Source organism: Serratia plymuthica NBRC 102599 (assembly GCF_001590925.1).
Taxonomy (GTDB): Bacteria; Pseudomonadota; Gammaproteobacteria; order Enterobacterales; family Enterobacteriaceae; genus Serratia; species Serratia plymuthica.
Genome location: NZ_BCTU01000003.1, coordinates 169,051 through 195,122, shown reverse-complemented (window position 1 = coordinate 195,122; position 26,072 = coordinate 169,051). Strand labels below are relative to the sequence as shown.

At 51.9% G+C, this 26,072-nt stretch carries 28 protein-coding genes, 1 other RNA gene and 1 pseudogene; 12 read left to right on the top strand and 18 right to left on the bottom strand.

The window, feature by feature from the left end:
* Nucleotides 1–47: 47 nt before the first annotated feature.
* Both SPL01S_RS02850 and SPL01S_RS02845 read right to left on the bottom strand, forming a co-directional pair.
* Nucleotides 48–737, bottom strand: coding sequence for a type 1 glutamine amidotransferase domain-containing protein (locus SPL01S_RS02850; protein ID WP_063197471.1), 690 nt, complete (start codon nucleotides 735–737; stop codon nucleotides 48–50).
* Complete coding sequence (locus SPL01S_RS02845) at nucleotides 734–1,057, bottom strand: hypothetical protein (RefSeq protein ID WP_063197469.1); 324 nt, start codon at nucleotides 1,055–1,057, stop codon at nucleotides 734–736. Before SPL01S_RS02845 ends, SPL01S_RS02850 begins: the two co-directional genes overlap by 4 nt.
* Nucleotides 1,058–1,197: 140 nt before the next feature.
* Here SPL01S_RS02845 and SPL01S_RS02840 point away from each other — a divergent pair, with 140 nt between their 5' ends.
* Together SPL01S_RS02840 and SPL01S_RS25630 are read left to right on the top strand one after the other, a co-directional pair.
* Nucleotides 1,198–2,097 carry a LysR family transcriptional regulator gene (locus SPL01S_RS02840; RefSeq protein ID WP_063197467.1) on the top strand — a complete coding sequence of 300 codons (900 nt, stop codon included), beginning with the start codon at nucleotides 1,198–1,200 and terminating at the stop codon, nucleotides 2,095–2,097.
* Nucleotides 2,098–2,787: 690 nt separating this feature from the next.
* Nucleotides 2,788–2,976 (top strand): annotated as a pseudogene (locus SPL01S_RS25630) (recombinase family protein); the annotation flags it as partial.
* 101 nt (nucleotides 2,977–3,077) lie between these two features.
* On the opposite strand, the gene SPL01S_RS02835 reads toward SPL01S_RS25630, so the two are convergent.
* A complete protein-coding gene (locus SPL01S_RS02835) occupies nucleotides 3,078–4,427 on the bottom strand; it encodes an HNH endonuclease (RefSeq protein WP_063197465.1) in 1,350 nt (449 codons plus the stop codon).
* Between the two features lie 103 nt (nucleotides 4,428–4,530).
* Between SPL01S_RS02835 and SPL01S_RS25625 the strand changes: the two genes are divergently transcribed.
* A complete protein-coding gene (locus SPL01S_RS25625; RefSeq protein WP_232245978.1) occupies nucleotides 4,531–4,638 on the top strand; it encodes a DUF6404 family protein in 108 nt (35 codons plus the stop codon).
* 402 nt (nucleotides 4,639–5,040) lie between these two features.
* On the opposite strand, the gene SPL01S_RS02830 is transcribed toward SPL01S_RS25625, so the two are convergent.
* The 6 genes from SPL01S_RS02830 to SPL01S_RS02805 are packed head-to-tail and all read right to left on the bottom strand — an operon-like array spanning nucleotide 5,041 to nucleotide 9,035.
* Nucleotides 5,041–7,374 carry a primase-helicase zinc-binding domain-containing protein gene (locus tag SPL01S_RS02830; protein WP_063197463.1) on the bottom strand — a complete coding sequence of 778 codons (2,334 nt, stop codon included), beginning with the start codon at nucleotides 7,372–7,374 and terminating at the stop codon, nucleotides 5,041–5,043.
* A 12-nt stretch (nucleotides 7,375–7,386) separates the two neighbouring features.
* Nucleotides 7,387–7,725 carry a DUF5375 family protein gene (locus SPL01S_RS02825; RefSeq protein ID WP_063197461.1) on the bottom strand — a complete coding sequence of 113 codons (339 nt, stop codon included), beginning with the start codon at nucleotides 7,723–7,725 and terminating at the stop codon, nucleotides 7,387–7,389.
* Nucleotides 7,722–7,985, bottom strand: a complete 264-nt coding sequence (locus SPL01S_RS02820) for a hypothetical protein (protein ID WP_063197459.1) — start codon at nucleotides 7,983–7,985, stop codon at nucleotides 7,722–7,724. Before SPL01S_RS02820 ends, SPL01S_RS02825 begins: the two co-directional genes overlap by 4 nt.
* Nucleotides 7,982–8,527: a host cell division inhibitor Icd-like protein gene (locus SPL01S_RS02815; protein ID WP_063197544.1), complete on the bottom strand. Its 546-nt coding sequence runs from the start codon at nucleotides 8,525–8,527 to the stop codon at nucleotides 7,982–7,984. Before SPL01S_RS02815 ends, SPL01S_RS02820 begins: the two co-directional genes overlap by 4 nt.
* Before the next feature lie 5 nt (nucleotides 8,528–8,532).
* A complete protein-coding gene (locus SPL01S_RS02810; protein ID WP_063197457.1) occupies nucleotides 8,533–8,778 on the bottom strand; it encodes a hypothetical protein in 246 nt (81 codons plus the stop codon).
* Complete coding sequence (locus tag SPL01S_RS02805; protein WP_063197455.1) at nucleotides 8,775–9,035, bottom strand: helix-turn-helix transcriptional regulator; 261 nt, start codon at nucleotides 9,033–9,035, stop codon at nucleotides 8,775–8,777. The genes SPL01S_RS02810 and SPL01S_RS02805 overlap by 4 nt, the downstream gene beginning before the upstream one ends.
* Nucleotides 9,036–9,580: 545 nt before the next feature.
* Between SPL01S_RS02805 and sid the strand changes: the two genes are divergently transcribed.
* Together sid and SPL01S_RS24335 are read left to right on the top strand one after the other, a co-directional pair.
* Nucleotides 9,581–10,300 (top strand): capsid size-determining scaffold Sid, encoded by a 720-nt coding sequence (gene sid / locus SPL01S_RS02800; RefSeq protein ID WP_063197453.1) that lies wholly within the window; start codon nucleotides 9,581–9,583, stop codon nucleotides 10,298–10,300.
* A gap of 2 nt (nucleotides 10,301–10,302) precedes the next feature.
* A complete protein-coding gene (locus SPL01S_RS24335; RefSeq protein WP_073972015.1) occupies nucleotides 10,303–10,557 on the top strand; it encodes an ogr/Delta-like zinc finger family protein in 255 nt (84 codons plus the stop codon).
* 724 nt (nucleotides 10,558–11,281) lie between these two features.
* Here SPL01S_RS24335 and SPL01S_RS24330 read toward each other — a convergent pair.
* From SPL01S_RS24330 to smpB, 4 genes are all read right to left on the bottom strand, one after another.
* Nucleotides 11,282–12,922, bottom strand: a complete 1,641-nt coding sequence (locus tag SPL01S_RS24330; protein ID WP_073972014.1) for a P-loop ATPase, Sll1717 family — start codon at nucleotides 12,920–12,922, stop codon at nucleotides 11,282–11,284.
* Nucleotides 12,923–13,225: 303 nt separating this feature from the next.
* The gene (locus tag SPL01S_RS02790) at nucleotides 13,226–14,419 is read right to left on the bottom strand and encodes an integrase domain-containing protein (RefSeq protein ID WP_063197451.1); all 1,194 of its coding nucleotides are present in this window, start codon (nucleotides 14,417–14,419) and stop codon (nucleotides 13,226–13,228) included.
* A gap of 192 nt (nucleotides 14,420–14,611) precedes the next feature.
* Nucleotides 14,612–14,992: a transfer-messenger RNA gene (gene ssrA / locus SPL01S_RS02785) on the bottom strand.
* 49 nt (nucleotides 14,993–15,041) lie between these two features.
* A complete protein-coding gene (gene smpB / locus SPL01S_RS02780; protein WP_004953643.1) occupies nucleotides 15,042–15,524 on the bottom strand; it encodes an SsrA-binding protein SmpB in 483 nt (160 codons plus the stop codon).
* Nucleotides 15,525–15,685: 161 nt separating this feature from the next.
* Here smpB and SPL01S_RS02775 point away from each other — a divergent pair, with 161 nt between their 5' ends.
* Both SPL01S_RS02775 and SPL01S_RS02770 read left to right on the top strand, forming a co-directional pair.
* Complete coding sequence (locus SPL01S_RS02775) at nucleotides 15,686–16,120, top strand: type II toxin-antitoxin system RatA family toxin (protein ID WP_004953639.1); 435 nt, start codon at nucleotides 15,686–15,688, stop codon at nucleotides 16,118–16,120.
* A complete protein-coding gene (locus tag SPL01S_RS02770) occupies nucleotides 16,113–16,397 on the top strand; it encodes an RnfH family protein (protein WP_063197449.1) in 285 nt (94 codons plus the stop codon). The genes SPL01S_RS02775 and SPL01S_RS02770 overlap by 8 nt, the downstream gene beginning before the upstream one ends.
* A gap of 114 nt (nucleotides 16,398–16,511) precedes the next feature.
* On the opposite strand, the gene bamE is transcribed toward SPL01S_RS02770, so the two are convergent.
* The 3 genes from bamE to nadK all read right to left on the bottom strand — a co-directional run bounded on the left by bamE (nucleotide 16,512) and on the right by nadK (nucleotide 19,715).
* Complete coding sequence (bamE, locus tag SPL01S_RS02765; protein ID WP_004953634.1) at nucleotides 16,512–16,850, bottom strand: outer membrane protein assembly factor BamE; 339 nt, start codon at nucleotides 16,848–16,850, stop codon at nucleotides 16,512–16,514.
* Nucleotides 16,851–17,088: 238 nt separating this feature from the next.
* A complete protein-coding gene (recN, locus tag SPL01S_RS02760; protein ID WP_063197446.1) occupies nucleotides 17,089–18,750 on the bottom strand; it encodes a DNA repair protein RecN in 1,662 nt (553 codons plus the stop codon).
* Between the two features lie 86 nt (nucleotides 18,751–18,836).
* Nucleotides 18,837–19,715, bottom strand: coding sequence for an NAD(+) kinase (nadK, locus tag SPL01S_RS02755; protein ID WP_004953629.1), 879 nt, complete (start codon nucleotides 19,713–19,715; stop codon nucleotides 18,837–18,839).
* A 124-nt stretch (nucleotides 19,716–19,839) separates the two neighbouring features.
* On the opposite strand from nadK, the gene grpE reads away from it, so the two are divergent.
* Nucleotides 19,840–20,412 carry a nucleotide exchange factor GrpE gene (grpE, locus tag SPL01S_RS02750; protein ID WP_004953627.1) on the top strand — a complete coding sequence of 191 codons (573 nt, stop codon included), beginning with the start codon at nucleotides 19,840–19,842 and terminating at the stop codon, nucleotides 20,410–20,412.
* Nucleotides 20,413–20,474: 62 nt separating this feature from the next.
* Here the strand turns inward: grpE and ung are convergent, their stop codons facing one another.
* Nucleotides 20,475–21,158 carry a uracil-DNA glycosylase gene (ung, locus tag SPL01S_RS02745; RefSeq protein ID WP_006318485.1) on the bottom strand — a complete coding sequence of 228 codons (684 nt, stop codon included), beginning with the start codon at nucleotides 21,156–21,158 and terminating at the stop codon, nucleotides 20,475–20,477.
* A gap of 346 nt (nucleotides 21,159–21,504) precedes the next feature.
* On the opposite strand from ung, the gene grcA reads away from it, so the two are divergent.
* The 3 genes from grcA to SPL01S_RS02730 all read left to right on the top strand — a co-directional run bounded on the left by grcA (nucleotide 21,505) and on the right by SPL01S_RS02730 (nucleotide 23,786).
* Nucleotides 21,505–21,888: an autonomous glycyl radical cofactor GrcA gene (gene grcA, locus SPL01S_RS02740; protein WP_004953623.1), complete on the top strand. Its 384-nt coding sequence runs from the start codon at nucleotides 21,505–21,507 to the stop codon at nucleotides 21,886–21,888.
* A 187-nt stretch (nucleotides 21,889–22,075) separates the two neighbouring features.
* Complete coding sequence (locus SPL01S_RS02735) at nucleotides 22,076–23,038, top strand: Tle-like phospholipase domain-containing protein (RefSeq protein WP_063197444.1); 963 nt, start codon at nucleotides 22,076–22,078, stop codon at nucleotides 23,036–23,038.
* Nucleotides 23,031–23,786 (top strand): ankyrin repeat domain-containing protein, encoded by a 756-nt coding sequence (locus SPL01S_RS02730; RefSeq protein ID WP_063197442.1) that lies wholly within the window; start codon nucleotides 23,031–23,033, stop codon nucleotides 23,784–23,786. Before SPL01S_RS02735 ends, SPL01S_RS02730 begins: the two co-directional genes overlap by 8 nt.
* Before the next feature lie 60 nt (nucleotides 23,787–23,846).
* On the opposite strand, the gene srmB is transcribed toward SPL01S_RS02730, so the two are convergent.
* Nucleotides 23,847–25,172, bottom strand: a complete 1,326-nt coding sequence (gene srmB / locus SPL01S_RS02725; RefSeq protein ID WP_006327386.1) for an ATP-dependent RNA helicase SrmB — start codon at nucleotides 25,170–25,172, stop codon at nucleotides 23,847–23,849.
* A gap of 99 nt (nucleotides 25,173–25,271) precedes the next feature.
* Between srmB and trmN the strand changes: the two genes are divergently transcribed.
* The gene (trmN, locus tag SPL01S_RS02720) at nucleotides 25,272–26,054 is read left to right on the top strand and encodes a tRNA(1)(Val) (adenine(37)-N(6))-methyltransferase TrmN (protein WP_063197440.1); all 783 of its coding nucleotides are present in this window, start codon (nucleotides 25,272–25,274) and stop codon (nucleotides 26,052–26,054) included.
* Nucleotides 26,055–26,072: the final 18 nt, after the last annotated feature.

Genomic DNA, 26,072 nt, shown 5'->3' with positions numbered 1-26,072 from the left:
TTTAACACGTTGAACAGAATAACGGTGCCGGCGCGCTGTGCCCGCCGTTAGATTGTCTGGTACAGCGCGTCCGCCAACGCCACGCCAACGCCGTGCGCGGAGGCAGGGTTCTGACCGGTGATCAGGCGACCATCCGTCACCACATTCTCAGACCAGTTGGGTGCTTCATGATGATGTGCGCCGTGCTCCCGTAGGGCGGTTTCCAACAAATAGGGGACCACAGCTGTTCCCTGAACTTCGTCTTCCTCTTTATTGGTGAAGGCTGCCAGGTTCTTTCCTTTCACCAGGTATTCACCATTGCTGAGTTTTGCGTCAACCAGCGCGGCCGGGCCATGGCAGACTGCCGACACTATCCCACCGCTTTCGTATACCTCCCTGATAATGCGCTGCGCATCTGGGTTATCGCGGTAGTTCCACATTGTGCCGTGCCCGCCAGCAAAAAAGACCGCGGAATAATCGGCCCCGTTAAGCTCAGATAAAGGCGGCGTGGTGGCGAGGCGATGCTGGAAATCGGTCTCGTTCCAGAACCAGGCGTTAACGGGATCGCTGAGATCGAAACCGTCAATCGGCGGTTGGCCCCCACGAATGCTGGCAATCACTGTTGGGATCCCCGCATCTTCCAGCACTTTCAGGGGATGAGTGAGCTCAGCCATGAAAAAACCGGTAGGCACGCCGGAAACGCCTTTTATCGGATGGCTGGTGACGACGCACAGCACGGGTTTGCGGTCTGATTTCATTTCATCGCTTCCTCTGGCTGATCTTTGAACTCCCCGGCAAACAGGTGTTCCCAATTGGTAAATGACCCCAAAGGGATACATTCGAAGGTAAGCAGACCGGCTTTTGCCAGCGGAAAATCGGCCATCACCATCCGGGCTTTTTCCACCGAGTCACATTCGAGAAAAATCGCTACGCCGGGCCGATCCTGTCGAAAATAAATATCCCGGATGCTGCCGGATTTATATAAACCCCAGGTATGCAACACTTCTGAAGTCAGATGTGGAGCGTATTTTTCCAGCGAGGCGCCGGAAGCGGGAATATCCAAACACAAAATGCGCATTTCAGTCTCCTGAACTTAACTACGAAGGGGCACTGAAAAAAGTATAAGCTCGCGATTTTGATAAGATTAGGCCCTTATTGACTTAAGGATATTTAGCCTGTAGTTAATAATCGGTGGGCCATTTGCTTCAGGATGACGTGATGAATAACGTGATTTACAACCAGATACGCATCTTTCAGAGCATTGCCCGGGAAGGTAATATTTCGGCTGCGGCCAGGAAGCTCGAGATTACGCCTCCCTCCGTCAGTAAGGCGCTTAAGCTGCTTGAGCAACACATCGGTCACCCTCTTTTTGTCCGTACAACACGGCGCATTGAACTGACGGAAGCTGGGCAACAGCTGTTGGAGCAAACTGTAGCGGCAGTGGACTCGCTTGAAAAGTCGCTGGAAAATATCCGCGACCAGAACCAGGAACCCTCCGGCCTGGTCAGGATTACGCTCTCCCGCTTCGCTTATCTGCTCATACTTAAACCGGCTATGGCGGCCTTTTGCCGGCAATATCCCGGCATTAAACTTGAAGTTTCGGTTTACGACGGCACCGTTAATATTATTGATGACCGCTTTGATCTGGGGATACGCTTTGGCGATATTCTTGAAGGCGGGGTGGTGGCTCGCCAGTTGATGAAGCCGTTTAGGGAAGGGCTGTATGCGTCATCGGCCTATCTGGAGGCGTTCGGGACACCCACTACGCCGGCCGAGCTCCATCAGCACAACCTTATCGGCTATAGATTCATCACCAATAACCGCATCCTTCCGCTGATTCTGGATCACAAAGGCGAGCAGCTAACCGTTGAGATGCCCGGCCAGTTAATCAGCAACGATATTGACGTTATGGCCGATGGAATACGTAACGGATTGGGCATCGGAAGGTTGTTTGAGCCCATTCACAGGTTACAGCCCGACAAAGAGAAATTTATTCCCGTGATGGAGAATTACTGGAAAACATACCCAGCCGTTTATCTCTATTACCCGAAAAATGCGGGCAAGACCAAAAGAGTGAAGACATTAATTGATTTTTTAATTGAAAGAAAAGCCGTTTAAAATGAATATCGCTCATCTAAACCTCGTACATGAGCGACACTCTTTGATGCCTGGGTTTTTATCGAACTGACTGTTTGCACAGGGATTAGGTCTCTCGCTAAGAAAGACACTGGAGTGAAAGGCCACGAGGCGGAAGGCCAGCGGCGTACCCTGTTCTGCAACATAGGCTAATAAATTCCAGGTTGAACGGGATACTCTCGGGGTACTACAGACACAAAAAAGCCCGCAACTCAGTTGCGGGCTTTCTCGCTATTATCGCCGGATCTATCTGGTATCACCGGTGACCTATTTGGTGGGCTGGGGGAATCTGAATAAATCGATTAGTTTGTTGTAATAATTGATGAAAATCGAGTTCAGATTTGTTGGGTATACCTAAACGTATACCAATGCAGGAAAGTGACACCGATTTAGAGGGGGATTTTAGAATCCGGCATCAGCAGCTATCCCTTAAATGAGCCTGTTTTTGGGGCAGCCCCATGATAGATCCAATCTGTCATCTCGCTCAGAAAAAAAAGATTTATAGAAAAACTGGTCATAGTGTTCACTTTTTAATTTAGTCTTTTAAAAACAACAAATTAATCAGTGACCAGTTGGTGATGAGTTTGTCCCAACTGGTCACTTCCCGTGAACAGTCAGCCCTAAAATGCAAAATACCGTCCTGAGTCGATTCTTGAGTTGCTTCCCACGATGATGTCGGTGATTTCTGCTGTGGTGGAATTTGAGCGGGATCTGTTGCTTGAGCGCATGCACTCAGGTATTGCGAGGAAAAAAACATCGGGAAAGCGATTTTGTCGCCCTTCTGCACTGAATGAAGAACAACAACTTGCTGTGATTACACGTATAAGCGCCATTTCACGGGAATTTAATACCACTCGGTAAAAATACTCCGGGTTGACAGTTTGCTATGTGCCAAGAGCGGACTTTTTAGTTATTCAAGAAAATTATCATGTCGTGGCCAATTTGTGTCGATCACTTCAAAGCTACATATGCTTCGCCCTGAACGTGTCCCATAGGCGTTTAAGGCCAACTATATTAAGTAGGGTTCGTGGTCTGGCAATACGTGTTCCATCAAACGTTTTAGCACCAAACCATGTGCAGTCCTCAGAAAAATGCACGGTAAGGGAGCTGGGATTAATAGCCATTTTTCCTGAATCTAACAGGCGATGTAAACAGGTAATCAGAAGTAAACCATTCGATGTATTATTATTATCACCTATACTAAGAGGCTCGATATGTGCAGCCTCTAAGGGTTCAGTGCTGCCAGTTATGCAACACTTATAAGAGAAATTTGAGGCCACACGTTTCGCAAACTCGGCCTGGTTACTACGTGCTTTTACCGTACGTTCGGAAAATAGCGCTTTTTCTTCCACATCGTCCTGTAAGAACTGTTTTTTGAGTGCATCTCTTTGCATTCGCTCTTCTTTCGCCTGACGGACGAGTTTGTTACCTGTTTCAGTTGGCTTATAGTGTTCAGTAACGTCCCCCGACACTTTCGTTACGTGCAGCATGCTTTCAGCATTGTGTGACGTTTGCGTTTCCAGTGAGCTTGCAATTGACTGATTGAACATCTCAATTAATGCCGCTGAGCGTACTGTATCTTTAGCGAGTCTATAGGCTTCGCCTTGCGTCATTGTACGGAGAGCTATTCGATAGGCTTCAGCATTATAGGTAGGAAGGTCATCTAATGGAGAGGGGGCCAGTTGTTTACGTAATGCTTCCCTGATCTCTTCTTTATTTCTGTGCCTTTTCAAGTCAGCTTCAATTGATGCAATGTTGGCTAAGCGGTGTTCCTCACCGGATGCTAATTTTCGGGTGGCAGTTAGTGTATGTTTCTTTTTGTAATGCCTATTAAGTTTTTTTACTGTCCCGAATTTTGTCCGGCATATAATGCATGATGCGGCGCTATCAACCGTAACAACAGATATCTTTTTAGGTATAGATTTATCAGTAGTCAAGACATCTGATTCTGGGAGTGTGTATTTAAAATTATCCGAAGAGTCACTCACAACTGACAATGCACCTCTAATCTGCTTCGTAACGGATATTTTATTAACCGTTTCATGTTGCGCTTCTGGATGTATTCTATCATGCACAGTGTTTGTCATTCTCTTTAGTTTACGCTGAAGTTCCAAAATACCATGAACCTCAAAATAATCCAGAATATCCTGCTCACGAGAGTGTTTTGGGTTCCCTGCAGGTATCATTTGATTTTTTAAATCCTGATAAAATGCATTTCTGGCCTGCGTCAGGCTCTTATTTTTTACAAGATCGTTACACGCCACTGTCATAGCATCAACATAAATAGCGTGGGCCTGGTGACTAATAGCCATGTTCTTCGCTCTCAAAAATCAATGAACCCGATGCACAGAGTAACCTGATATCAGAAAACATGCTGTGCATTTATAGGCAACAGTAATCACCAGCCATTTAATCGTGGCGTTAAACGCCCTCATTGCCGGTTTGCTGTTTGGTTTATTCATGGCGTTAATCCACTTTTGGCGCAAGCGGACCAACAAACTGCCTGACTGGAAGAGTCTCTAACAGGGCAATGCTTTAAACGTCAGAAAAAAAGATTTATAGAAAAACTGGTCACAGTGTTCATTTTTGGTTTTAGTTGTTTAAAAACAATAAATTAACCAGTGATTACTTGGTGATGTGTTTGCCCTGACTGGTCACTGACTGTGAACAGTCAGCCCTATAAATGCAAAATACCGGCCTGAGCCGGTGATTTATTGCGCTGTGGGTGAGCGGCGGGGAAAGATTTCAGGCAGAGAAAAGGCCTGCAGTGCAGGCCTGAGTAGTCACCGCTACGGGGTTCCCCGGTGTTGGGAGTATGCGGTTTGTACAGAACGACTATAAGCGGCACCGCGTAACAGCGTCCAATGGGTTCGGCAGATCAATAGCCGCCTATTGATCGGCAGAAACGATCGTGATGCCATTCACTCAACGCATTTCACACTTGGGGAGCCAGTCGGCTTCGCAGTCTTCGCTCAATATCAGGTTGGTCTGCATTCCCTGATTGGTCTTGCGCTTCAACAGCGCTATTTCGTACTCACGCAGGGTTTGCGGCACGGCACGCCCGAATGCGGTCAGATTCAATGGGTACTTGTGTCCTCGCGCTTCCATGTAAGACAGATACGCGTGATACAAGTACTTGCGCGGGTTCGCCGGGGTAATGTTGGCATTACCGATATACAGACCGTCAGGCGCATTGACTGCCAGCAGGTAGCCGCAAAAGTCGACCAGCGGATCGGCACTGCGTTTAATCTCCAGCGCTTCCCCCGAATTCTGTTGCGCTTCCAGCAATGCGCGGGCGTCATCAGGCGCGGCAAAACGCTGCATCAGGTGGCGCACTATCACCGCTAGCTCACCGGTGATTTTTGCCAACAACTGCGGGTCACGCTCGTTGGCCGGTATCACCTCCGGGAACGGCAAGATCACCCGGCGACGGGACACACCACCGCTGCGGTCACTGAACTGCATCGGGTTGTTATTCACCGCCAGAATCACAGCCGGAATGTGCGTGGAATAGGCGTCGCGGTATTTCGGATCGATAGCCACCACATCGCCGCCCGTGATCGCTTTGATGCCCGCACCGTCACCGCTCCATTTCTCTTGGTCAGGCAGGATAATCAGCGAGAACCCGACCACGGAGGCGCGTTCCCGTGAGGATTCCAGCGTATCGATGGTGGCCGAGGTAGTGTTGTCTTTCCCCGCCAGCAGACTGGCTATTGCGGCCATCACGCTTTTGCCGCTGCCACCGGGGCCGGTGACCTCAAGGAACAGTTGCCAGTCATAGCGGTTCGCCAGCACCATAAACAGCGCGGCGAGAATGCGCGCCTGCTTGTCGGATTGCTGCCCGGCGGCGCGTGTCAGCCAGCGCCAGAAGTGCGGGGCGTGGTCAGCCAGATTTTCCCCGGCCTTGGGGGGCGTGTAGTCCACGCTGTTGACGGTGCGCAGCCAGTGCGTTTTTTGGTGCGCACTGAATTGCCCGGTGGTGGTATCAAATACCCCGTTACGAAAGCCAATCAGGTGGCGTGCCGGCGTGCCCATTTGCGGCACCATCAGCCTGAGCGTGTCCAGAATGCTGTTGATACCCGCCGCCGAGAACGGGGCACGGATTTTCTGAAACAGCGCGGCAATCTCCCGGCTGAGTACCCGGTACGGTAACACCTGCCATGCGCCATTTTCATAACGGCACAGGTCTTCACCGACCTGTGGCACGGCCAGCAGATGCTGGTAGTGCTCCGCCAGCAGTTCAGCCTTTTCACTGGCGCTCATGGCTTTCAGATCGGCATCGCTGAGCGTATCAAATGGGCTGGGTTGCTTGGGCTGGCTGAAGGCCGTCAACTGCGCAAGCGCGGCCAGCTTGCCCTGCTGCTGGTAAATATCGTTCCAGTCGCCTGTTTCTGACGGTAACGCCGGTTTACCGCCGCTCAGTTGCGCGGCTTCGGCGGCACGGGTTTGGCCTGTGCCGTTCTCGTCATTATCAGCCGCCAGCAGCAACAGCGCGTCAGGGTAGTGAGTGCGTAACTGCTGCGCCATCGCGGGCAGGTTATTGGCGCTGAGCGCAACGCACACGCTTTCGCCGGTCAGGTGGTGCACGGTCAGGCCGGTGGCGTATCCCTCGGTCAGCCAGATAACGGCATTATCTTTCCCGGGCAGGAAATAGCAGGCGTTTTTCACCTGTCCCCCGGCCAGCGTGCGCTTGTCACCTGCGGCATTGATTAACTGGACGTTGACCACGTCCCCGGCGCTGTCGGTCAGGGGTAACAGCAGGTCGCCGGGCTGGTAAGTGATACCGCCGACGCGCAGTGACGGCCCCTGCAATGTCAGGGCGTCAGTGTCCGGCCAGCCCTTGGCGGTCAGATAACTATTCCCGGCCTGTTGTCGGGTGCTGGCGAGCAGTAGTCTGGCCTGCTGCGCTGCATGATGCTGTGCCTGCGCCTTGTCCTGCTGTTCCTGCTGGGGATTGTGCTCCGGCAAGGCATTGTCCGATGGCTCACCCAATATTTCGGCCACCTTCACGGCGGCCTCTTTGGCGGTCACGGCCAGCGCTTTTTCGACCAAATTCAGGCCATCGCCACCGCCGCACTGGTTACAAAACCATGTGCCACGGCCCTGCAGATTATCAAAGCGAAAGCGGTCTTTGCCGCCGCAGACCGGGCAGGGCTGCGCCCGGCCCCCTGCAGTAATGTGAATGCCCAGTGCGGGAAGCAAGACCGGCCAGTGGCCGGTCGCTGCACGTGAGGTGTGAGAAACGCTTAATGCGGTCATTGTTTTGCCTCCTCAGTGCACGGTGGTGTTACAGGTGATGGCCATCCGGCCACAGCACAGCTCATCCATCATCTTTTGGCCGAGCGTTGTCAGGCGCGGCGGCGCCACCAGAATGTCCGGCTGCACCATGTCACTGAGCATGGTGCAGGCCATATCCATGCCCACTTCCGCTCCATGCTGGCGGACAAAGTAGCCTTCAATGTCCATCGCAATCGCCATTTGCAGCTCATCCAGTGTGTAGCCGGGGTTCACCCGGTAAAAGGTGCAGGTATCGAGATAGGCATGGGCCAATGCACGGCGGTAAACGGCAGTACGGACTTCAACGGGTAAACAAGACTGTGGGGTGTTCATGCGGCGGAAGCCTCCATGCTGGCGATGATGTGGGTATCACAGGTTTTGACGACCTGCCCGAGCTGGTCAGTGAGCATCGCTATGACAGATGCAAAGGCGGCTTTCTGAGCGGCGTCCGGGCGCTGACCGGCCGATTCAAGGGTGTCCAGCATGTCGAGGAACAGCACGCCGGTAGAATGTGCGTGCTGAAGACGCAGGAAATCAGCATGCGGAATAGGATAGAAAGTTTCACTGTGGAAACGGGCGGCCAGCGTATTCATGCCACCCCCTGCACAGGCAGACGGCCCGCAAACGACAGAATGTAGTCACGCGCCAGCAGGCGGCGGGCGTTGTGCTCGGAATTTGCCACGGTGCGCAGCATGCACGGGGTTGCCGTCAGGGCAGTACGGCGAATGGCCGCAAACAGGAAACAGAATTCAGGATGAGTCGGGGTGAGGGTCGTAGCCATGGTGGCAGCCTCCATTGAGTAATGGTTATTGCTACCACCGAAGTTCCTACACTTATGGGTGGTAGCCCAGACGGGGGTAGGAATACCGGCCTCAATGGATACCGGCCAGCCCGAAGGCTGCCCCGCCTGAGCCACCATTGTTTGATAGTCACAGTAGCATAGAAACCACTGTGCAAAAAATGAGCGCGCTAAGGCCACGACATAAAAAAACACGCTTGGCGCGTGTTGTGTCGCCATTGAGTAACACGGGTTCCTACGCCCGGCTGCCGATTGTGCGACAGCAGGGGGACTATAGCGCAGGGCCGGACGTGGGGGCAAGCCGTAAGACGCCCCCGGACGTTCAATCGATCGCATAGTGATCAACAGTCGGTAAGCTGGTCGTGGCGGGTATCGGCTCCCGCATCGGTCAAGGGGATCGGCCCGGCGCGGAATAAACGTGGTTCGGCCTGGCTGCTGGCCAGGCGGATCACGCCGTGCTTATCGCTGCGGTGTTCCGGCAAGGCAATATCCGGCTGTTTGCGTTGCAACAGGATGGATTCTGCAACAAACAGCGCGTCGTTGTCATTCAGGGTAAAGTGCTGGCGACCAAAAGTTAACCGCATCATGCTGCTGCCCCCTGATGACGGTTGGCGATGCGTTCAGCCATCCAGTTTTCGATTTCTGATTCGAGCCACGCCACGGTTTTACCGCCAAGGGAAACTTGGGCCGGGAACTGCTTGCGGCTCATCATCTCGTAGACGGTAGAGCGTGACAGCCCGGTGGTATACAGCACTTCCGGCAGGCGAATGAAACGCTCACGGGGCGTGTAATCGACCGGGATGGGCGGGAATGTGGAAGGGGTCGGTGTGGCAACTGCAAGCATGGAATGCCACCTCGTTTATACCCGGTGGGATCTCACCGGCGCTGTGTGGGTTCGTTTGGTAGCGCCCTATTATGTGAATATTTTCCCGGTTGGCAACAAGGTGTTGTTGTGTGATGGACTAAGGAATTGCACGTAAAAACAACGAATTGTATTAAGTTGCACTAGCCCACCCCTCCTCGTACTTCCTCACCTTTAGCTCATAGCTTTCAGTAATCAATAAGCAATTTATAAATAGGCAGGAACATCAAAAATAAATCTAACCATGGCTAGCCAGAGAAAAGGTCTTTTTTCGAAAAGTGAACAGTAGTGAACACTGGGTGAATAGTTTTAGATAAACTGTTCACTGCTTTATTTACTGATTTAACTACATTTTTTATTAAAGTGAACAGTAGTGAATAGTTTTATATAAAACTAAAATCTCGTTGATGGTTTTATCGTCAGTTTTCAGTGCTGTTGTCCTGCGGACAGTCCAACCGGGATGAATGGCGATGTTGTACGGCAGTCAGCAGAATAGCCTCATATTGACTGACACCGGAGATAACCCCATGAGCACAACTGCATTACCCAAGTACATCAACGACAAACTGCAAGCCCTGCGTGATGCCCGCGCCGCCCACGACAAAAACTATCAGGCGCTGACAGACGTCATTACAGGGATCGCCCGCTGCCATCAGCAGAAGAAAGACACGGAAGTGGAAAGTCACGAGGCGGAAAGCCAGTGGCGCACCCTGTTTCGTAAACTGCGTGGGGAGATGACCCCGGAACTGCAAGCGCAGCACCACAGCCGGATTTCCAAACGGGAGCTGGCGAAAGAGTTCGACGGTCTGGTTGAAGAAATGGAGTTGGACAAAATGCAGCTTCACCTCAGTTGCGGCAGAACAGCCCCGGAAGTGGTGGCAGCACATGAAGCAGTCCTTACGGCCTTTGCCGAACATGCGATGAGTAAGGCGGTAGATGCACTGAGCACCGCGCTTATCAGCCCTGACGTTATCAAGGCTTGCGCACTGGCTTCACGGGCTTACGGCGTCTATGCGGACAATCCAATGAAAATGATTGAGCAACAGGTACTGGGAACGCTACAAGGCCGTATTCACGTTGCCATGGCAAAGCAAAATATCGACCACCCGGTACTTAATGAGATTGGCCTGACGATACCGCAAGAAACAGGTGCATTGCCGGAACTGCAAAGCAGTCCTGCCAGACGCATGCAGGTTGTCGCAGAACTGAAGGAAAAACGCCAACGCTTGCAGCAGAAAGGGGCCTAATCATGATGCGTTGTCCGCTGTGCACCCATGCATCCTATACCCGCACCAGTCGCTATATCACGGAGCGGACGAAAGAAGCCTATTACCAGTGCCAGAACATCGTGTGTTCCTGCACATTTAAAACGGTGGAGAGCGTCGATAAGATTTTATGTCAGCCCAGTCAAGCGGAAACGGTGACCGTTGATGATTTACCGCCGCCGGAAAAAAGGACATTAAATCGTTACCGCCGTTATGGCCGAAATCAAACACTTCATTGATTGAACTGGCCCCGCTGCAATGCTGATTTTGCTGCGGGGCTTTTACCTTTCCCCAAGCCCGAAAGCTGCCTTTTTTCTGGCTAGCCTGCCTTAAATCGAGCGTGCATGCATAGGGTGCATGATTTTGCATGAATCCCCTAGCCCTCAAAACAGCCGAAACCCCGCGCCACAAGGGCTTACAGGGCCTCTGTGTCATGCATGAAATGTGCATGATAAAGTCAGAGCGCGTAGGCGAGGGAGTATTGCGCGCGCAGAGGTTTGAGCGACTTTTCGTTTAATGCGTCAGTGTGCCTCTGAGGCGTTTAAATATAGTTATTTAAGCTAGGATGAGTAATGGCGTGATCGTGCCGTCACAGGTCTCTAAGTGATATTTTTCGAATTTGTGAATAGGAGATGGCAGAAACGCTCATGTACATGTGAGGGCTGCTGTGTGTCTATCCAGTAAAAAAGTGAATGAGATATATAAATATTTAGAGGATAGCAGAGAGTTACTGCCGCTCATCTCTATATAGAAATCATAGGCTTTAATAATTGGAATAAAATGTCGGAAAACTTTGCTGGATGATTCATTTCGATTGCGAGGAGAAAATTTGTTAGTAATCCAATTTTTTGTATAGATGGGTTAGCTATCTTAGTTTTAAAAGATACTATCTTTAATAGCGAAATTTTATTCTGCATCCGTTGTAAAATTTTATAACGGACGCAGAATGATTAAAATTTATACTCACTTATCTTTTTTCGATGCTTTAATAGGTATGTCTACTTGTAACGCCTTTCTTAACCCATAAAATATCTCGTAATTATTCGCGCCTAGTCTAATTTTAGGGAAAAGATTAGCTTGAGTTCTCTCTCTAAAACACCATCTAACAACTGCTTTTCCGGTTGCCTCTGATTCTTCAATTGAACTAATAACATTTAATTCGTATAAAAACTGCAAAAAATCATTCTCTGACGACATGAATTTAGGTCTATCTGATGATATGGAATTAAGATCATCATCCATTCTCTTAAAAGCTTCAACAAAATAGTCATAGTTGAATCTATAGTTACCATTAAGATAACTAAAAAACTTTAAAAACATTTCATAGTCAGATTGTTTATAATAGAAAGATAATTGATCTTTTATCTCACCGAGCAAGTAGTTAGAGTAATCCCGCTGAAAGGATGGGGAATTGAAATCGTCTAATGAAAAGAACTCCTTTTCTTGATTATCTTTTGAATTTGCCTTTAATATCTGTAACATTGTAAAAATGTCTCGCGGCCTATGATATGAAAGTCTCAGGAAGGAAATAAAAGATGTCATTTGCCCACTTGGAAGAGCAAACTCCAGTGTTTTTGCATCCCACCGGAAATAATAATCCCAGCTTTTAGTCGTTGTAAAATCTTCACATTCACATTGTGTTGATATCATTTTGTCTACTGCTGAGAATAATAGTGATCTTCTATGGCTATCATAGTTTGTATTCCAATTTAAAACGATGGCATTATCTCTAATCTTAGCATTTGGGTTGTGAAGAGAAATAGACTCAAATATATCTGGTCGGATTAAGAGAACATAACGACAAGATCCCTTGCTATCCTTTATGTTGGGGAAAAATTCATTATTTAAGCTGAGTATTGCTAAAGATAACCCCTTTATGCATTCAAGATATTCTTGATGTTCTATATCTGCTGGCCTAACATCAATTCCATCAATGAACATCAAGTGATCTTTTTCAAGTTTTAATTCACTAATAGCATCTTTAAACTTTTTAATTATGTAATACATATTACGTTGAAAAGAAGATCTTGTGCCTTTCTCTTCACGCGAAGTTTCAATGTTAGTTTTTACGCCTACATGTTCTTCATATTTTGCAAATAACTCAACAGCTTTATTGGAACCTATAACCATTTGAATGGCTGATTCAACTTCGGGATCAAACGATTTCACAAAATAATCATCTATGGCATCATTTAGCTTACTGAATTTTCCAAATTTACCACTTGTAATTTTGTGCAAGAGACCGGATTCATTTTCAATTATTTTCTTGGAAATGAGTAATAGAAGTATCATCTCCCAAATTGTATGATAGTCAGAAAATAGAAGATGATTTTCTTTTTTTAGAAAAAGAAAGTCTCGATAATCAGTCTCCTTTACATACTTTAACTCTGAAGATATTCCATTGTATTCTTCATTGGAAAGAAAAACTGCATAGGATGTTTTTCCCGTGCCTTTTTCGCCGATAATAAATGATACATCATCAGAGCACACGCGATTTAAATTTGAATCTTTTACGAACCATTTTTTGAACTTCTCTTTCTGCTTTCTTTTTCTGTAATTTTGAGCATCTGTATAGCCAAAGTCTAATTCACTGATCAGTTTCATTTTTATACTTAATCTCCTGTAAAGTATCATTTTTATGAATTAAATTATAAATCTAACCTACTTGTCTCGTTAAGCAAATACAACATTACTGAACATCAAAATGGACTGGCGCTGTTGCAAAGTTTCATTTTACTTACGTTTATTCAACAAATCTAATAATTTCTAAGCCGTTGGCCTAATGCCTATTAGATAATACAACCCGATGTTAGCAATGCTAGCTTCAGGCACAGAGCTGTCTGTCAGATTAGGTATAGCCCTGAGCCGTAAAAGTGTCAGCTCAGATCTGGGCTAATACATATATGACTATTTTTTTGCGTATACTTCCGCTCCCCACCAATCCATTAACTCACGCCGCTGCTCAAGGTATGTGGAACGGTTATATGCTTTTCTTACCTCATTTTTATCGCTATGTGCAAGAGCTGCTTCTATGACATCGGCATTAAACTCTGCTTCATTCATCGCTGTACTTGCGATAGAGCGTAGCCCATGAGCAACAAGCTTGCCGCCATAACCGATACGCTTTAGTGCAGCATTCGCTGTCTGGCTGTTCATGGCCTTACGCGGGTCGTTGCGGCTTGGGAACACGTGCTCACGCCTGCCGCTGATAGGGTGCATAATTTCCAGTATCTCTAGTGCTTGGTCTGACAGTGGAACGATGTGATCACGTTTGGCTTTCATTCGTTCTGCCGGGATACGCCATTCACGGTTTTCAATATCGATCTCAGCCCATGCGGTTGCGGAGGCCTCTGACGGACGTATCAGGGTCAGCAATTGCCATTCAAGCAAGCAACGGGTGGGTATCGATAGATTGCTCATCGAGATAGTGCGCATCAGCTTGGGCAATTCTTCGGGCCGTATAGTCGGCATATGCTGCTTCTTAGGGCGCTCGAATGCATTACCAATACCAGAAGCCGGATTAGCATCAATCAAGCCAGTGTTGACGGCGTAGATCATGATTTCGTTAATACGTTGTACTAAACGTCGGACTGTCTCTAATGCGCCACGGGCCTTGATAGGTTCCAGCACTTGGATCAGCAAACGCGCTTTGATGTCCTGAACCGGGACATTCTCGATAGATGGCAGTATGTCTTTTTCAAGAGAACGCCAGATGTCTTCCGCATGCTTAACGCTAACACTGGCCTGCTTCAACACGAACCATTGCTTTGCCACGTTCAGGAAAATGCTTTCTTGGGCTACCTGCTTTTGTTCTGCTTCTTCCGCCTCTTTAGCCTGTGGGTCAATGCCTCTCGCCAGTATCGCGAGCTTTTCGGCACGAATTTGCCGGGCGTCGGCAAGTGACAGGGCAGGGTAGGCACCGAGGCTAACCATAGTCCGTGAACTGGTGCCGGGGCGGAGGTAGCGGAAACGCCACAATTTCTTGCCGGTGGTTTTGACTAACAGGAACAGGCCATCACCGTCGTGCAGAGTGAGGTCTTTCTCGAGGGCTTTGGCTTTTTGTACTTCGGTGTGTGTGAGGGGGCGTGTAGTCCGCGCCATGTAAGGGTTCTTCCATAATTGGTATACGTTTATGGCATACATTTTAACGTATACCTAAACGTATACCAATAAATCCCGGATTTAGCTGGATATTCTCGGACTACTACAGACACAAAAAAGCCCGCAAACCTAGGTGGGATGCGGGCTTTCCGTACTTCTCCGGACTTATCTGGTAATACCCGGATCATCATTTGGTGGAGCTGGGGGGATTTGAACCCCCGTCCGGAATTACTACACCGTCGGCACTACATGCTTAGTCCAATCATTACATTCGCCGGTCAGCTGCGGATGGACACGCCACTAACAAACTAGCCTGATTGGGTTTAACGCTTCAGCCCCAGGCAGGACATCCACGCGATCTCTTTTGGGTTTGACCTCTCTTGATCCCCGTCCTAAGAGCGGAGGCTAGGGAGAGAGGGAATCTTCAGTTTCTTAGGCTGATTAAGCTGCTAAAGCAGCAGATTCGAATTGCGAGTCGTTTGCAATTATTTTTTTTGCGGCTTTTTACGAGGCCAACCGCCCCTCGGCATGCTCCTAAGGCCTCACAATCCCGTCGAATCCAGAATCAGCCCCAAGTAACTTTGTTCAGTATACCAGAAGTTTAACCCGTTAAGCCAGAGGCTTATCGGTTGGCATGCTTCATGATACGGGATTTCGCCGTCTGCCATTCACGATCTTTGATGTCATCGCGTTTATCGTGTTCTTTCTTGCCTTTGGCTACGCCGATTTTGATCTTGGCCCAGGCATTTTTCCAATACATGGACAAGGCAACCACGGTGTAACCGTCGCGGTTTACGCGGCCGAGCAGTGAGTCCAGCTCACGTTTTTTCAGCAGCAATTTACGGGTACGTGTCGGATCGCATACCACATGCGACGAAGCTACGTTGAGCGGTGAGACGGTGGCCCCAAACAGATAGGCTTCACCATCGCGGAAGGTCACGTAGCTGTCGCTAATGTTGGCTTTGCCGGCACGCAGCGATTTTACTTCCCACCCTTGCAGCGACAGGCCCGCCTCGAACTCTTCTTCAATGAAGTATTCGAAACGCGCTCGCTTGTTCTGCGCAATGGTGGCGGAACCGGGTTTGTGTGCTTTTTTCTTTGTCATAGTTTGTTCATTATACTGGATGATTCGACGAAAGAAATCCTTTACCGCTCAGCACCTGCGCAATTTTTCGCATTTTTGGCCCTCGCGTTGCATAGCAGATTTTTTGTTTGGCGATAGATAAATGGTATTATCTGTATGTTTTGTGTCTCACAGGAAATGATATGCCCCAGATCAGTCGGTCTGCGTTAGTGCCGTTCAGCGCCGAGCAGATGTATCAGTTGGTTAACGATGTTCACTCTTACCCCGATTTTCTGCCAGGTTGCACCGGCAGCCGGGTGATTGACGCGTCCAACAATCAAATGACCGCCGCGGTTGACGTTGCCAAAGCCGGTATCAGCAAAACCTTCACTACGCGCAACACGTTGCAGGATAACCAGAGCATCAATATGCAACTGGTTGATGGCCCGTTCCGCAAGCTGATGGGGGGCTGGCAGTTTACGCCGCTGAGCCCGGAAGCCTGTAAGGTTGAGCTGCATCTGGATTTTGAATTTACCAACAAACTGATCGAGCTGGCGTTCGGCAAGGTGTTCAAAGAGCTGGCCGGTAACATGGTGCAGGCCTTCACCCAGCGGGCGAAAGAGGTTTACAGTGTCTGATATTCGGGTGGAGGTAGTTTACGCCTTGCCGGAGCGTCAGTATCTGCGCAAGGTTACGCTGGCGGAAGGCAGCAGCGTTGAGCAGGCCATTACGGCCTCCGGCTTGCTGGAACTGCGTGGTGACATTGACTTGCAAAGCAATAAAGTGGGCATCTACAGCCGCCCGGCCAAGCTGGGTGATATGCTGAACGATGGCGACCGGGTAGAAATTTACCGCCCCCTGATTGCCGACCCTAAAGAACTGCGTCGGCAACGGGCAGAGAAAGCAAAAAAATAAGGCGCTGAATGCGCCTTATTTTTTATCAGAATTTTATCTTCCGAGTTGCAGCCTGTTACTGTCATGAAGAACCTGAATCGCCCCTCACGGGCCGGACGATAACCCCTGCGCTGATTACTTGGTCAACGCCGGTTTGTTCTGAATATCGGTCAACACGCCCGCGCTATCAAAGGTCAGCGTCAGGGTTTGCTGGGTGATATCTTCATGGCCAGGTTGCTGGCGGAATACATAGAACCACGTCTGAGTACCGAACGGATCCTGTAACATTGGGGTACCCAATGTATAAGCGACCTGTTGCTGGGTCATACCTTTTTGGATTTTAGCCACGTCGGTCGACGTCAGGTAGTTCCCTTGGTTGATGTCAGGCCGATAAACCACCTTCTCAAAAGTAGAACAGCCTGCAGTCAGCATCACAAGAACCACAGCGGCAGCAGCCAGCGTTTTACAGCGCATAGTAATCACATTCCTTTAGGGCATAGGATGCCGATGATAATAGACCTTGCAGCAGTTGGAAACCTTTATACCCTTCATCTTTCAAGTTGCTGCTGAGATTACTTCGCTCTCGCGCCTCAGCCGCTTAGCTGACTAAGCGATTGAGGGATGGGGCGGTTGTCGCCTTGCCGCACCTTGAAATCTGCCGGGTAAACAGCGCCAAAGTCAGACCTCAGAAAAGTGAAAAAGTTGAGCTTTTTTATGCGGCCAGCAGTTCTTTCGCGTTTGCCAACGTGTTGCGGGTGACTTCGCTGCCGCCAAGAAGACGCGCCAACTCCTGCAAACGGGCACGTTTATCCAACGGCGACATCTGCGTTTCGGTTTCCGTGCCGTCGGTCTGCTTGCTGACAAACAGATGCTGATGCCCGCACCCCGCGACCTGCGGCAAGTGGGTGACGCACATGACCTGCGTTGACTCCCCGAGCTGGCGAAGCAGGCGGCCCACGATGGCGGCGGTCGGGCCGCTGATACCCACGTCCACTTCGTCGAAAATCAGCGCCGGGGTTTCCATCTTGCGGGCGGTGATAACCTGAATCGCCAGCGCAATGCGTGACAATTCGCCGCCGGACGCCACTTTAGCCAGCGCCTGCAACGGTTGACCTGGGTTGGTGGACACGCAGAACTCGGTGCGGCTTGCCCCTTCGGCGCTCAAATATTGGGGCTCGAAGCGCACATCGATGTTGAATTTGCCGTGTGGCATAGAGAGCGCCTGCATGCTGTCGGTAATCAGCGTAGTCAGTTCGGCGGCGTAATGCTGGCGTTTTTGGTGCAGTTGCTCCGCCAGAACCAGCGCCTGCTGATGGTGCAGGGTGACCGCTTCGTTAAGGTGCTCGTGGTCGCTTTCCTGTTGCGACAGCAATTGTTGCTCATCGAGCAACTGCTGGTGTAGCTGCGGCAGTTCTTCTGGCGCTACGTGATGCTTGCGCGCCAGGTTGATTTGCCGCGACAGGCGCTGTTCCAGTTCATGCAGGCGGTTGGGATCGAGATCCATGCGATCGGTATAGTGGCGCAGTTCATCGCTGGCCTCGCTGATCTGGATTGAGGCTTCTTCCAGCATGTTCAGCAGTTCGCCGAGTTTTTCATCCATGCCGACCAGTTCGACCAGCAGGTGTTTGGCGGTGTAGAGCTGGCTGAGCATGTTGTGTTCTTCGTCATCGGCCAGCAATTGCAGCGTTTGCTGGCTAAGGGTCAGCAACTGGCCGCTGTTGGCCAGGCGCTTGTATTCCGCGTCTGTTTGTTCAAATTCACCGGCCTGCGGGGCGAACTCATTCAGCTCTTTCAACTGATATTGCAGCAGCTGTTTGCGCGCGTCACGCTCGAGGGACTGTTGTTGGTGATGAGCCAGTTCGCGGCAGCTTTGGTGCCAGCGCTGGTAAGCTTGTTGCATTTGCGCCAGCAGAGCGGGTTCGTCTGCATAGGCGTCCAGCAGTTGCTTTTGATGCTCGGGTTTGAGCAACAGCTGATGAGCGTGCTGGCCGTGGATTTGAATCAGGCATTGGCCAAGTTCGCGCAGTTGCGAAAGCGGCACGGCGGTGCCATTGATAAAGCCGCGCGAGCGGCCGTCTGCGTTGATCACCCGGCGCAGCAAGCATTCATTGCTGTCGTCCAACTGGTTCTGCTCAAGCCATTGGCGGGCTGAGGGAGTATCCGCCAGCGAGAAGCGCGCGCAGATATCGGCACGGGCGGCCCCCAGGCGCACCACATTGCCGTCGGCGCGGTTGCCGAGGCACAGGCCCAGCGCGTCGATGGCGATGGATTTGCCGGCGCCGGTTTCACCGGTAATCGCCGTCATACCCGGTTGAAAATCAATCTCCAACTCACGAACGATAGCAAAATTGCTGATGGTCAATTGCGCCAGCATGGGAACCTTCCTGTGTATAAACACATAACTGTAGTTTCATACAGTATAAACTGGTTTTATATACAGTAAAGTAGCTGGCGACGTTTTTAGAACAATTTTTTTGACCAGCCGAGCTTTGTGCTTAACGTATTGAAATAGCTGTAGTCCTTTGGATGAATAAGATTCAAATGGAAATCACTGCGGCGTATCAATACCTCTTCGCCTTCCTGGATAGGCAGCGCGATCTGGCTGTCGCAGCTGATTTCCAGATCGCTGCCGATCTGCGAAAACTTCAGCCGAATGGTACTGTTGCCGTTGATCACCAGCGGGCGGGCGGAAAGGGTGTGCGGGAACATCGGCACCAGCGCAATGGCCTCCAGTGAAGGCGTCAGGATCGGCCCGCCGGCGGAGAGCGAGTAGGCGGTCGACCCGGTCGGCGTGGCGATAATCAGCCCGTCGGAACGCTGCGAGAAGGCGAAACGATCGTCGATGTACACTTCGAACTCGATCATGTGCGCCACTTTGCCGGGGTGCAGCACCACTTCGTTGATGGCGGTGCTGATGCGGCACTGCTGGTTCTCTTTGTGCACGATGGTTTCCAGCAGGAAGCGCTGTTCATCGATGTATTCGCCTTCCAGCACGTCGGCCAATTGCTGCAACGCGTTGTCGGGGTCGAGATCGGTCAAAAATCCGAGATTACCGCGGTTTACGCCGATCACTTTAATATCGTAACGCGCCAATACGCGCGCCGCGCCGAGCATATTGCCGTCGCCGCCGACCACCACGGCCAGGTCGGCTTTCTGGCCAATGTCTGCCAGGCTGCCGGTCACGACGTCTTTCAGGCCCAAATCCTGGGCTATCTGCCGTTCGAGCATTACCGAGTAGCCTCGGGCGACCAACCAGTGAAACAACATCTCATGCGTTGCCAGCGCTGAAGGGTGGCGCGGGTGACCCACAATGCCAATACAGGCGAATTTCTTATTCATTGCTGTGATTTTCCTCACCGGGACGAGTTTATGCCCCACATTGTGACCGGTTGACTTGAAACCCCGGTTTTGATCCCCATAATAAGCCAAGTTGCGAGATTAATGCTAAAACGCGGAGATATTCATGAGTAGTAAAGAACAGAAGACGCCAAACGAGCAAGTCTCGGAAGAAATGGACCAGCAGGAAGTTTTGCCGGAAGTGGCTGAGGGCGTCGATCTGCGGGATGCGCGCATTGCCGAGCTGGAAACTCAGCTGGCTGAATCCCAGCAGCATGAACGCGACAGCCTGCTACGCGCCAAAGCGGAAATGGAAAACGTTCGCCGCCGTACCGAGCTGGATATCGAGAAAGCGCACAAATTTGCGCTGGAGAAATTCGCGGGCGACTTGCTGCCGGTAATTGATAACCTGGAGCGCGCGCTGGATCTGGCGGATAAAAGCAATCCGGAACTGACGGCAATGATCGAAGGCATCGAACTGACGCTGAAATCCTTGCAAGACGCAGTGAGCAAGTACGGTATCGAAATCGTCGGCGACATCAACGTGCCGTTCAACCCGGACGTACACCAAGCGATGAGCCTGATGGAGTCTGCCGATCACCAGCCGAACCACGTAATGATGGTGATGCAGAAAGGCTATACGCTGAATGGTCGCCTGCTGCGCCCGGCGATGGTTGCGGTTTCCAAAGCCAAGGCTTAAGCGGAATTAAGTAAGGAAAAGGCACCTGCGGGTGCCTTTTTTGCGTCTGGACTTTGTCTGAGTTATGCCTGCGGCAGTTGCGGCAGCCAGTCGATAGGTTTCAGCCCCTGCTGTTCCAGCAGTTGGTTGGCCTGCGAGAAATGGCGGCAGCCGAGGAAGCCGCGGTGGGCCGAGAGCGGCGAAGGGTGTGGCGCTTTCAGCACGTGGTGGCGCTTGCTGTCGATAATGTTGCCTTTCTTCTGGGCATGCGAGCCCCACAGCAGAAACACCACGCCTTCGCGGTTGTCGTTCAGCGCGGCGATCACTCTATCCGTAAAGGTTTCCCAACCCAGTTTGGCGTGGGAATGCGCCTGGCCGCGTTCAACGGTCAATACCGTGTTCAGCAGCAGCACGCCCTGTTCCGCCCAGCTTTGCAGGCAGCCGTGGCTTGGCCGCTCAAACCCCGGAATATCCGTCGCCAATTCTTTATACATGTTCACCAGCGAAGGGGGAGCCGGCACGCCGGGAAGCACCGAGAAAGACAGACCGTGGGCTTGATTCGGGCCGTGATAAGGATCCTGGCCGAGGATCACCACTTTTACGTCCGCCAGTTCGGTATAGCGGAAGGCGTTGAACACGTCTTTCTGTGGTGGATAAATGGTCTTACCGGCCTGACGTTCAGCGGCAACAAAGGCAAGCGTTTCATGAAAATAGGGTTGCTCTTTTTCCTTGCCGATGACGTCATGCCAGGTGAGAGGGGTGGACATAAACGCTCTCCTTTGTTTTCGTTAACAATTCACTAGCCCTAGCTTACCGTTTACCTTCACGCAGTGAAACCCGCTTTTGCCGTTGGACTACCTATCTTGGTACAAGGATTTTTTAAAATTTACAAAAATAATTGTTTTCGGCGGTATGGGGAAAATTGACATAAAACAGAAACTTGCCCCTTCACTATGTATGGGTAACCCATAAGAATTGATTTTAATCAAAGAATTGCTCCGACCAGGCTGGTATACAGAACAATAAGACAACAATGGTTTTACCAAATGGCCGAAACCAACATTGAATTTTCTCACGAAAGAGAATTTTTCGTCCTTGTACGGAGGCAACAAAATGATTACTGGTATTCAAATCACTAAAGCGAACGACCAGGCGCTGGTGAACTCTTTCTGGCTGCTGGATGATGAAACGTCAGAAGCCCGCTGCGTGTGCGCTAAAGCCAACTATGTAGAAGATCAGGTTGTGCCGGTCAACGATCTGGGCCAAATCGAGTACCGTGAAGTGCCGCTGGAAATGCAGCCAACCGTGCGCGTAGAGGGTGGCCAACACCTGAACGTGAACGTACTGCGCCGCGAGACGCTGGAAGATGCGGTCAAGCACCCGGAAAAATACCCGCAACTGACCATTCGCGTGTCCGGTTATGCGGTGCGCTTCAACTCGCTGACGCCAGAACAGCAACGTGACGTGATCGCACGTACTTTTACCGCCAGCCTGTAATTATCTGCGCAGTCACTGAGGGAGCTTCGGCTCCCTTTTTTATTGCTCGCCGGCCAGTAAAGTGAATCCGGATCACATTCCTCGCAAAGATAATCGTCTGCATTACAGAACTGCTCCGACCTGCCGATAGCTACTTTGGCACCCGTATTGGGTGCGGCATTGATAAGCCTATCGACAAGGAGTCGGCATGAGTATGTCTTTGAGTTTTACCTCTGCGGTTAACCCTGCGACCATTCAACCCCCTGTAGCGCGTGCGGCACTGCAACCGGTGAGTTCATCGGAGCCCGTCGAATCACCGGCGGCCGGGGCCGCTGCGGCCACGCTTTCACCGAATAACCTGAATACCCGGAACCTGCTGAACGCGCTGGTGAGTGATATGTCGGCTGCCGCGCCGGCCGCCACGCCCCAAGGGGTAACGCGCGGCCAGCAGCCACAACAGGGAGATTATACGCTCGCGTTGCTGGCTAAAGACGTTTACAGCCTGAACGGCCAGGGTGTGGAAGGATTCAACCGCCTGAGCGACAGCGCGCTGCTCGGCGCGGGTATTGATCCCGCCAGCCTGCATGATGCGGCGTCGGGTTTTCAGGCCGGTATTTATAGCGACAACCAACAGTATGTCCTGGCCTTTGCCGGCACCAATGACATGCGCGATTGGCTGAGCAATGTGCGGCAGGCGACCGGTTACGATGATGTGCAGTACAATCAGGCTGTCGCGGTATCTAAAGGCGCCAGGGCGGCGTTTGGCGATGCGCTGGTGATTGCCGGTCATTCTCTCGGCGGCGGGCTGGCGGCAACGGCGGCGCTGGCGACCGGTACTGTGGCGGTCACTTTCAACGCGGCGGGCGTCTCCGACTATACATTAAACCGTATGGGCATCGATCCGACGGCGGCTAAGCAGGATGCGCAAGCCGGCGGTATTCGTCGCTACAGCGAACAATACGACATGCTGACCGGGACGCAGGAATCCACTTCGCTGATCCCGGATGCCATCGGGCATAAAATTACCCTGGCCAATAACGACACCCTGAGCGGCATTGACGACTGGCGACCGAGTAAACATGTGGATCGCAGCTTGACCGCACACGGCATTGATAAGGTCATCAGTTCGATGGTGGAGCAAAAGCCGTGGGAGCTGAAGGCCAATGCCTGAAAGGCGTCGGGTTAGGCAGACGTTGATTATCGTCGTGCTGGCACTGATAGTGGTCGCCGGCTTGCTGATTATGGCTAAGGAACAACAGATGAATCAGTCTATTTCCCCGTTCACCGGGCGCGGCAATCAGGCGCTGGCGCAGGCGGTGATGCGCGGTGATACGCACGGCATAGCCGAACAGGCAACACGGCCGCGTTTGAGTGAGCAGGGCGATCGCCAGGTCACGCTGCTTCAATGGGCGATTCTCTCGCAGCAACCGCAAAGCCTAAGTTCGCTGCTGGGGCTGGGGGCGGATGTCGCCGTGCCGGGGCTGGAGGGGAACAGCGTGCTGCATACCGCCGCAACGGTGCGGGATCCGCAGTATTTGCGGCTGCTGCTGACGCATGGCGTGCCGGTTAACCTGCGCAATGCGGTGACCGACGCGACGCCGCTGTCCGCTGCGGTACTTGCGGGGCGTGAGGAGCAATTACGGTTGTTGCTGGCAGCCGGGGCGGATACCACGTTGAGCGATAGATTGGGGGATGCGCCCTTGCACGCGGCGGCGAAAATCAATGCGCCGCAGTTGGCGTTGATGTTGCTGCAGGCGGGCGCGGACGGCAAAGCCCGCAACCGGCAAGGCCAGACCTTCCAGTTCTATTTCTCACTGACGCCTGCACACCTGCAGAGCGAAGAGATGCGCGATCGTTATCGGCAACTGGATGTCTGGTTAAAGGCCCATCACCAGGCGACGCATTACGCACCGCCGTAATGGGGGCATAAAAAAACGCCTTCAGGTGAGTGAAGGCGTTTTTTATTCACCGCGGCAGCATTACTTCGCGCCGTTGCTCTCAGGCTTGGCCTTTGGCTGGCGGCGTTTGCCCACGTTTTTCGCATCGCGGTGACGTACTTTCACCTTGGCTTTTTCTTTGTTCTTTTCTTTGTCTTCCGCACGTTTGGCCAGCACCTTCTTCGAAGGTTTGCCGTTGCTCTTTTCGCTTGGCACTTTGGTTGACGGACGCAGCTCGTCGATCACCCGCGCTTTCAGCGGTTCGTTCAGGTAACGGCCGACTTTGCCCAACAGCAGGTGATCGTGCGCCTCAACCAGCGAAATCGCGGTACCTTTGCGCCCGGCGCGGCCGGTGCGGCCGATGCGGTGCAGATAGGTGTCCGCAGTACGCGGCATGTCGAAGTTGAACACGTGGGTGATATCCAGGATATCCAGACCACGGGCAGCGACGTCGGTGGCGACCAGCACGTTGACGCGGCCGTCCATCATGCGTTTTACCGCTTCGTTGCGCTTGGCCTGCACCATTTCGCCTTCGAGATAGCAGGTGTTGATGCCTGCCTCGCGCAGCCAGGCCGCCAGCTCGTGCACGCGCTCGCGTTTACGGACGAAGATCACGGACTTCAGCACGTCCGGCTGTTGCAGCAAATGCACCAGAATGGCGGTTTTGTGCTGCACGTCGTCGGCACGGTAGTACCACTGCAGGATCTTTTTGCGTTCGCGGCGTGAAGGATCAGCTTCAATTTCCACCGGCTCTTTCAGAATGCGCTCGGCGAATTCGCGGATGGCATCGCCTTCCAGCGTCGCGGAGAACAGCAGGGTCTGGTTGCGCCAGCGGGTTTCGGCGGAAATGGTTTCGATATCCTGCGCGAAGCCCATGTCCAGCATGCGGTCGGCTTCATCGAGGATCAGCGTTTCTACCGCGCGGCAGTCGAAGTTTTCTTCTTTGATGTATTGCAGCAGACGACCGGTGGTGGCGACCACCACGTCCTGGTTTTCGCTGAAGACTTCCGCGTGGTTCATATAGGCGACGCCGCCGGTGATGGTGGCGATATCCAGCGAAGTATGGGCAGCCAGTTCACGTGCCTGGTCGGCTACCTGCATCGCCAGTTCGCGCGTCGGGGTGAGGATCAGTACGCGCGGTGGGCCGGACTTCTTGCGTGGAAAGTCCAGCAGATGCTGCAATACCGGCAGCAAAAATGCGGCGGTCTTGCCGGTGCCGGTTGGCGCCGAACCCAATACGTCGCGCCCATCCATCGCGGGTGGGATAGCCTCGGCTTGAATGGCGGTCGGGCGTTCGTAGCCTTTATCGCTCAGGGCTTTTATCAGGCGTTCATCGAGATCGAGTTCGGAAAAATTGGTTGCTGTCATGGTCTACCTCTACTTGGGGCGCCGATTATAGACGGGTTGGCCGCGTTCTTCACCTATTTAAGCGGAAAGCAGCTCTTTTCCCACAAATCAGATTGCCTTATGCTACGCCAGTTTTGTATCCAGGTGGCTATTGTGAGCAATCAATCGAAAGCAAATTTTACCCCGCGTCGCGGCGGTTTTACCTTCAAACAATTTTTTGTCGCTCACGATCGTTGTGCAATGAAAGTGGGCACCGACGGCGTGCTGCTCGGCGCCTGGGCACCGCTGGCGCAGGCGCGGCGGGTGCTGGATATCGGCAGCGGCAGCGGGCTTATTGCGCTGATGCTGGCGCAAAGATCGGCCGATAATGTACTGATCGATGCGGTGGAGTTGGACGAGGCCGCCGCCGAACAAGCGCGTGACAACGTGCTGGCATCCCCGTGGCCGCAGCGCATTCGGGTGCATGCGCAGGATATTCACCATTTTGCCCGGCATCATGCGGGTGAGTATGACCTGATCGTCAGCAACCCGCCGTATTTCGAGCCGGCGGTCGCCTGCCGCGATCAGGCGCGCCACAATGCGCGCTATACCGAAACCCTGACTCACGATGCCTTGCTGGCAAGCGCTGAGCGGCTGATCGCCGAGCGGGGCGCTTTTTGCGTGGTGCTGCCGCATGATATTGGTGAGGCATTTGAAAGTAACGCGCACCGGCGTGGTTGGCATACTGCACAGCGATTGAACGTCAGCGACCGTGCCGATACGCCGCTGCACCGGGTGTTGTTGGTGCTGACGCGTCAGCCGGTCGAAGAAAAAACGGAGCAGAGCCTGGCGATTAAACAGGCCGACGGCAGTTACACCGATGATTTCCGCCGCCTGATTACCGATTTTTATCTTTTTTACTGAAACCGCCAGGGCGCCCCG

Excerpts from the sequence above, each read along its gene's own strand:
- SPL01S_RS02850 (WP_063197471.1), bottom strand. The coding sequence starts at position 737 with ATGAAATCAGACCGCAAACCCGTGCTGTGCGTCGTCACCAGCCATCCG.
- SPL01S_RS02845 (WP_063197469.1), bottom strand. The coding sequence starts at position 1,057 with ATGCGCATTTTGTGTTTGGATATTCCCGCTTCCGGCGCCTCGCTGGAA.
- SPL01S_RS02840 (WP_063197467.1), top strand. The coding sequence starts at position 1,198 with ATGAATAACGTGATTTACAACCAGATACGCATCTTTCAGAGCATTGCC.
- SPL01S_RS02835 (WP_063197465.1), bottom strand. The coding sequence starts at position 4,427 with ATGGCTATTAGTCACCAGGCCCACGCTATTTATGTTGATGCTATGACA.
- SPL01S_RS02830 (WP_063197463.1), bottom strand. The coding sequence starts at position 7,374 with ATGACCGCATTAAGCGTTTCTCACACCTCACGTGCAGCGACCGGCCAC.
- SPL01S_RS02825 (WP_063197461.1), bottom strand. The coding sequence starts at position 7,725 with ATGAACACCCCACAGTCTTGTTTACCCGTTGAAGTCCGTACTGCCGTT.
- SPL01S_RS02820 (WP_063197459.1), bottom strand. The coding sequence starts at position 7,985 with ATGAATACGCTGGCCGCCCGTTTCCACAGTGAAACTTTCTATCCTATT.
- SPL01S_RS02815 (WP_063197544.1), bottom strand. The coding sequence starts at position 8,527 with ATGCGATCGATTGAACGTCCGGGGGCGTCTTACGGCTTGCCCCCACGT.
- SPL01S_RS02810 (WP_063197457.1), bottom strand. The coding sequence starts at position 8,778 with ATGATGCGGTTAACTTTTGGTCGCCAGCACTTTACCCTGAATGACAAC.
- SPL01S_RS02805 (WP_063197455.1), bottom strand. The coding sequence starts at position 9,035 with ATGCTTGCAGTTGCCACACCGACCCCTTCCACATTCCCGCCCATCCCG.
- sid (WP_063197453.1), top strand. The coding sequence starts at position 9,581 with ATGAGCACAACTGCATTACCCAAGTACATCAACGACAAACTGCAAGCC.
- SPL01S_RS24335 (WP_073972015.1), top strand. The coding sequence starts at position 10,303 with ATGATGCGTTGTCCGCTGTGCACCCATGCATCCTATACCCGCACCAGT.
- SPL01S_RS24330 (WP_073972014.1), bottom strand. The coding sequence starts at position 12,922 with ATGAAACTGATCAGTGAATTAGACTTTGGCTATACAGATGCTCAAAAT.
- SPL01S_RS02790 (WP_063197451.1), bottom strand. The coding sequence starts at position 14,419 with ATGGCGCGGACTACACGCCCCCTCACACACACCGAAGTACAAAAAGCC.
- smpB (WP_004953643.1), bottom strand. The coding sequence starts at position 15,524 with ATGACAAAGAAAAAAGCACACAAACCCGGTTCCGCCACCATTGCGCAG.
- SPL01S_RS02775 (WP_004953639.1), top strand. The coding sequence starts at position 15,686 with ATGCCCCAGATCAGTCGGTCTGCGTTAGTGCCGTTCAGCGCCGAGCAG.
- bamE (WP_004953634.1), bottom strand. The coding sequence starts at position 16,850 with ATGCGCTGTAAAACGCTGGCTGCTGCCGCTGTGGTTCTTGTGATGCTG.
- recN (WP_063197446.1), bottom strand. The coding sequence starts at position 18,750 with ATGCTGGCGCAATTGACCATCAGCAATTTTGCTATCGTTCGTGAGTTG.
- nadK (WP_004953629.1), bottom strand. The coding sequence starts at position 19,715 with ATGAATAAGAAATTCGCCTGTATTGGCATTGTGGGTCACCCGCGCCAC.
- grpE (WP_004953627.1), top strand. The coding sequence starts at position 19,840 with ATGAGTAGTAAAGAACAGAAGACGCCAAACGAGCAAGTCTCGGAAGAA.
- ung (WP_006318485.1), bottom strand. The coding sequence starts at position 21,158 with ATGTCCACCCCTCTCACCTGGCATGACGTCATCGGCAAGGAAAAAGAG.
- grcA (WP_004953623.1), top strand. The coding sequence starts at position 21,505 with ATGATTACTGGTATTCAAATCACTAAAGCGAACGACCAGGCGCTGGTG.
- SPL01S_RS02735 (WP_063197444.1), top strand. The coding sequence starts at position 22,076 with ATGAGTATGTCTTTGAGTTTTACCTCTGCGGTTAACCCTGCGACCATT.
- SPL01S_RS02730 (WP_063197442.1), top strand. The coding sequence starts at position 23,031 with ATGCCTGAAAGGCGTCGGGTTAGGCAGACGTTGATTATCGTCGTGCTG.
- srmB (WP_006327386.1), bottom strand. The coding sequence starts at position 25,172 with ATGACAGCAACCAATTTTTCCGAACTCGATCTCGATGAACGCCTGATA.
- trmN (WP_063197440.1), top strand. The coding sequence starts at position 25,272 with ATGCTACGCCAGTTTTGTATCCAGGTGGCTATTGTGAGCAATCAATCG.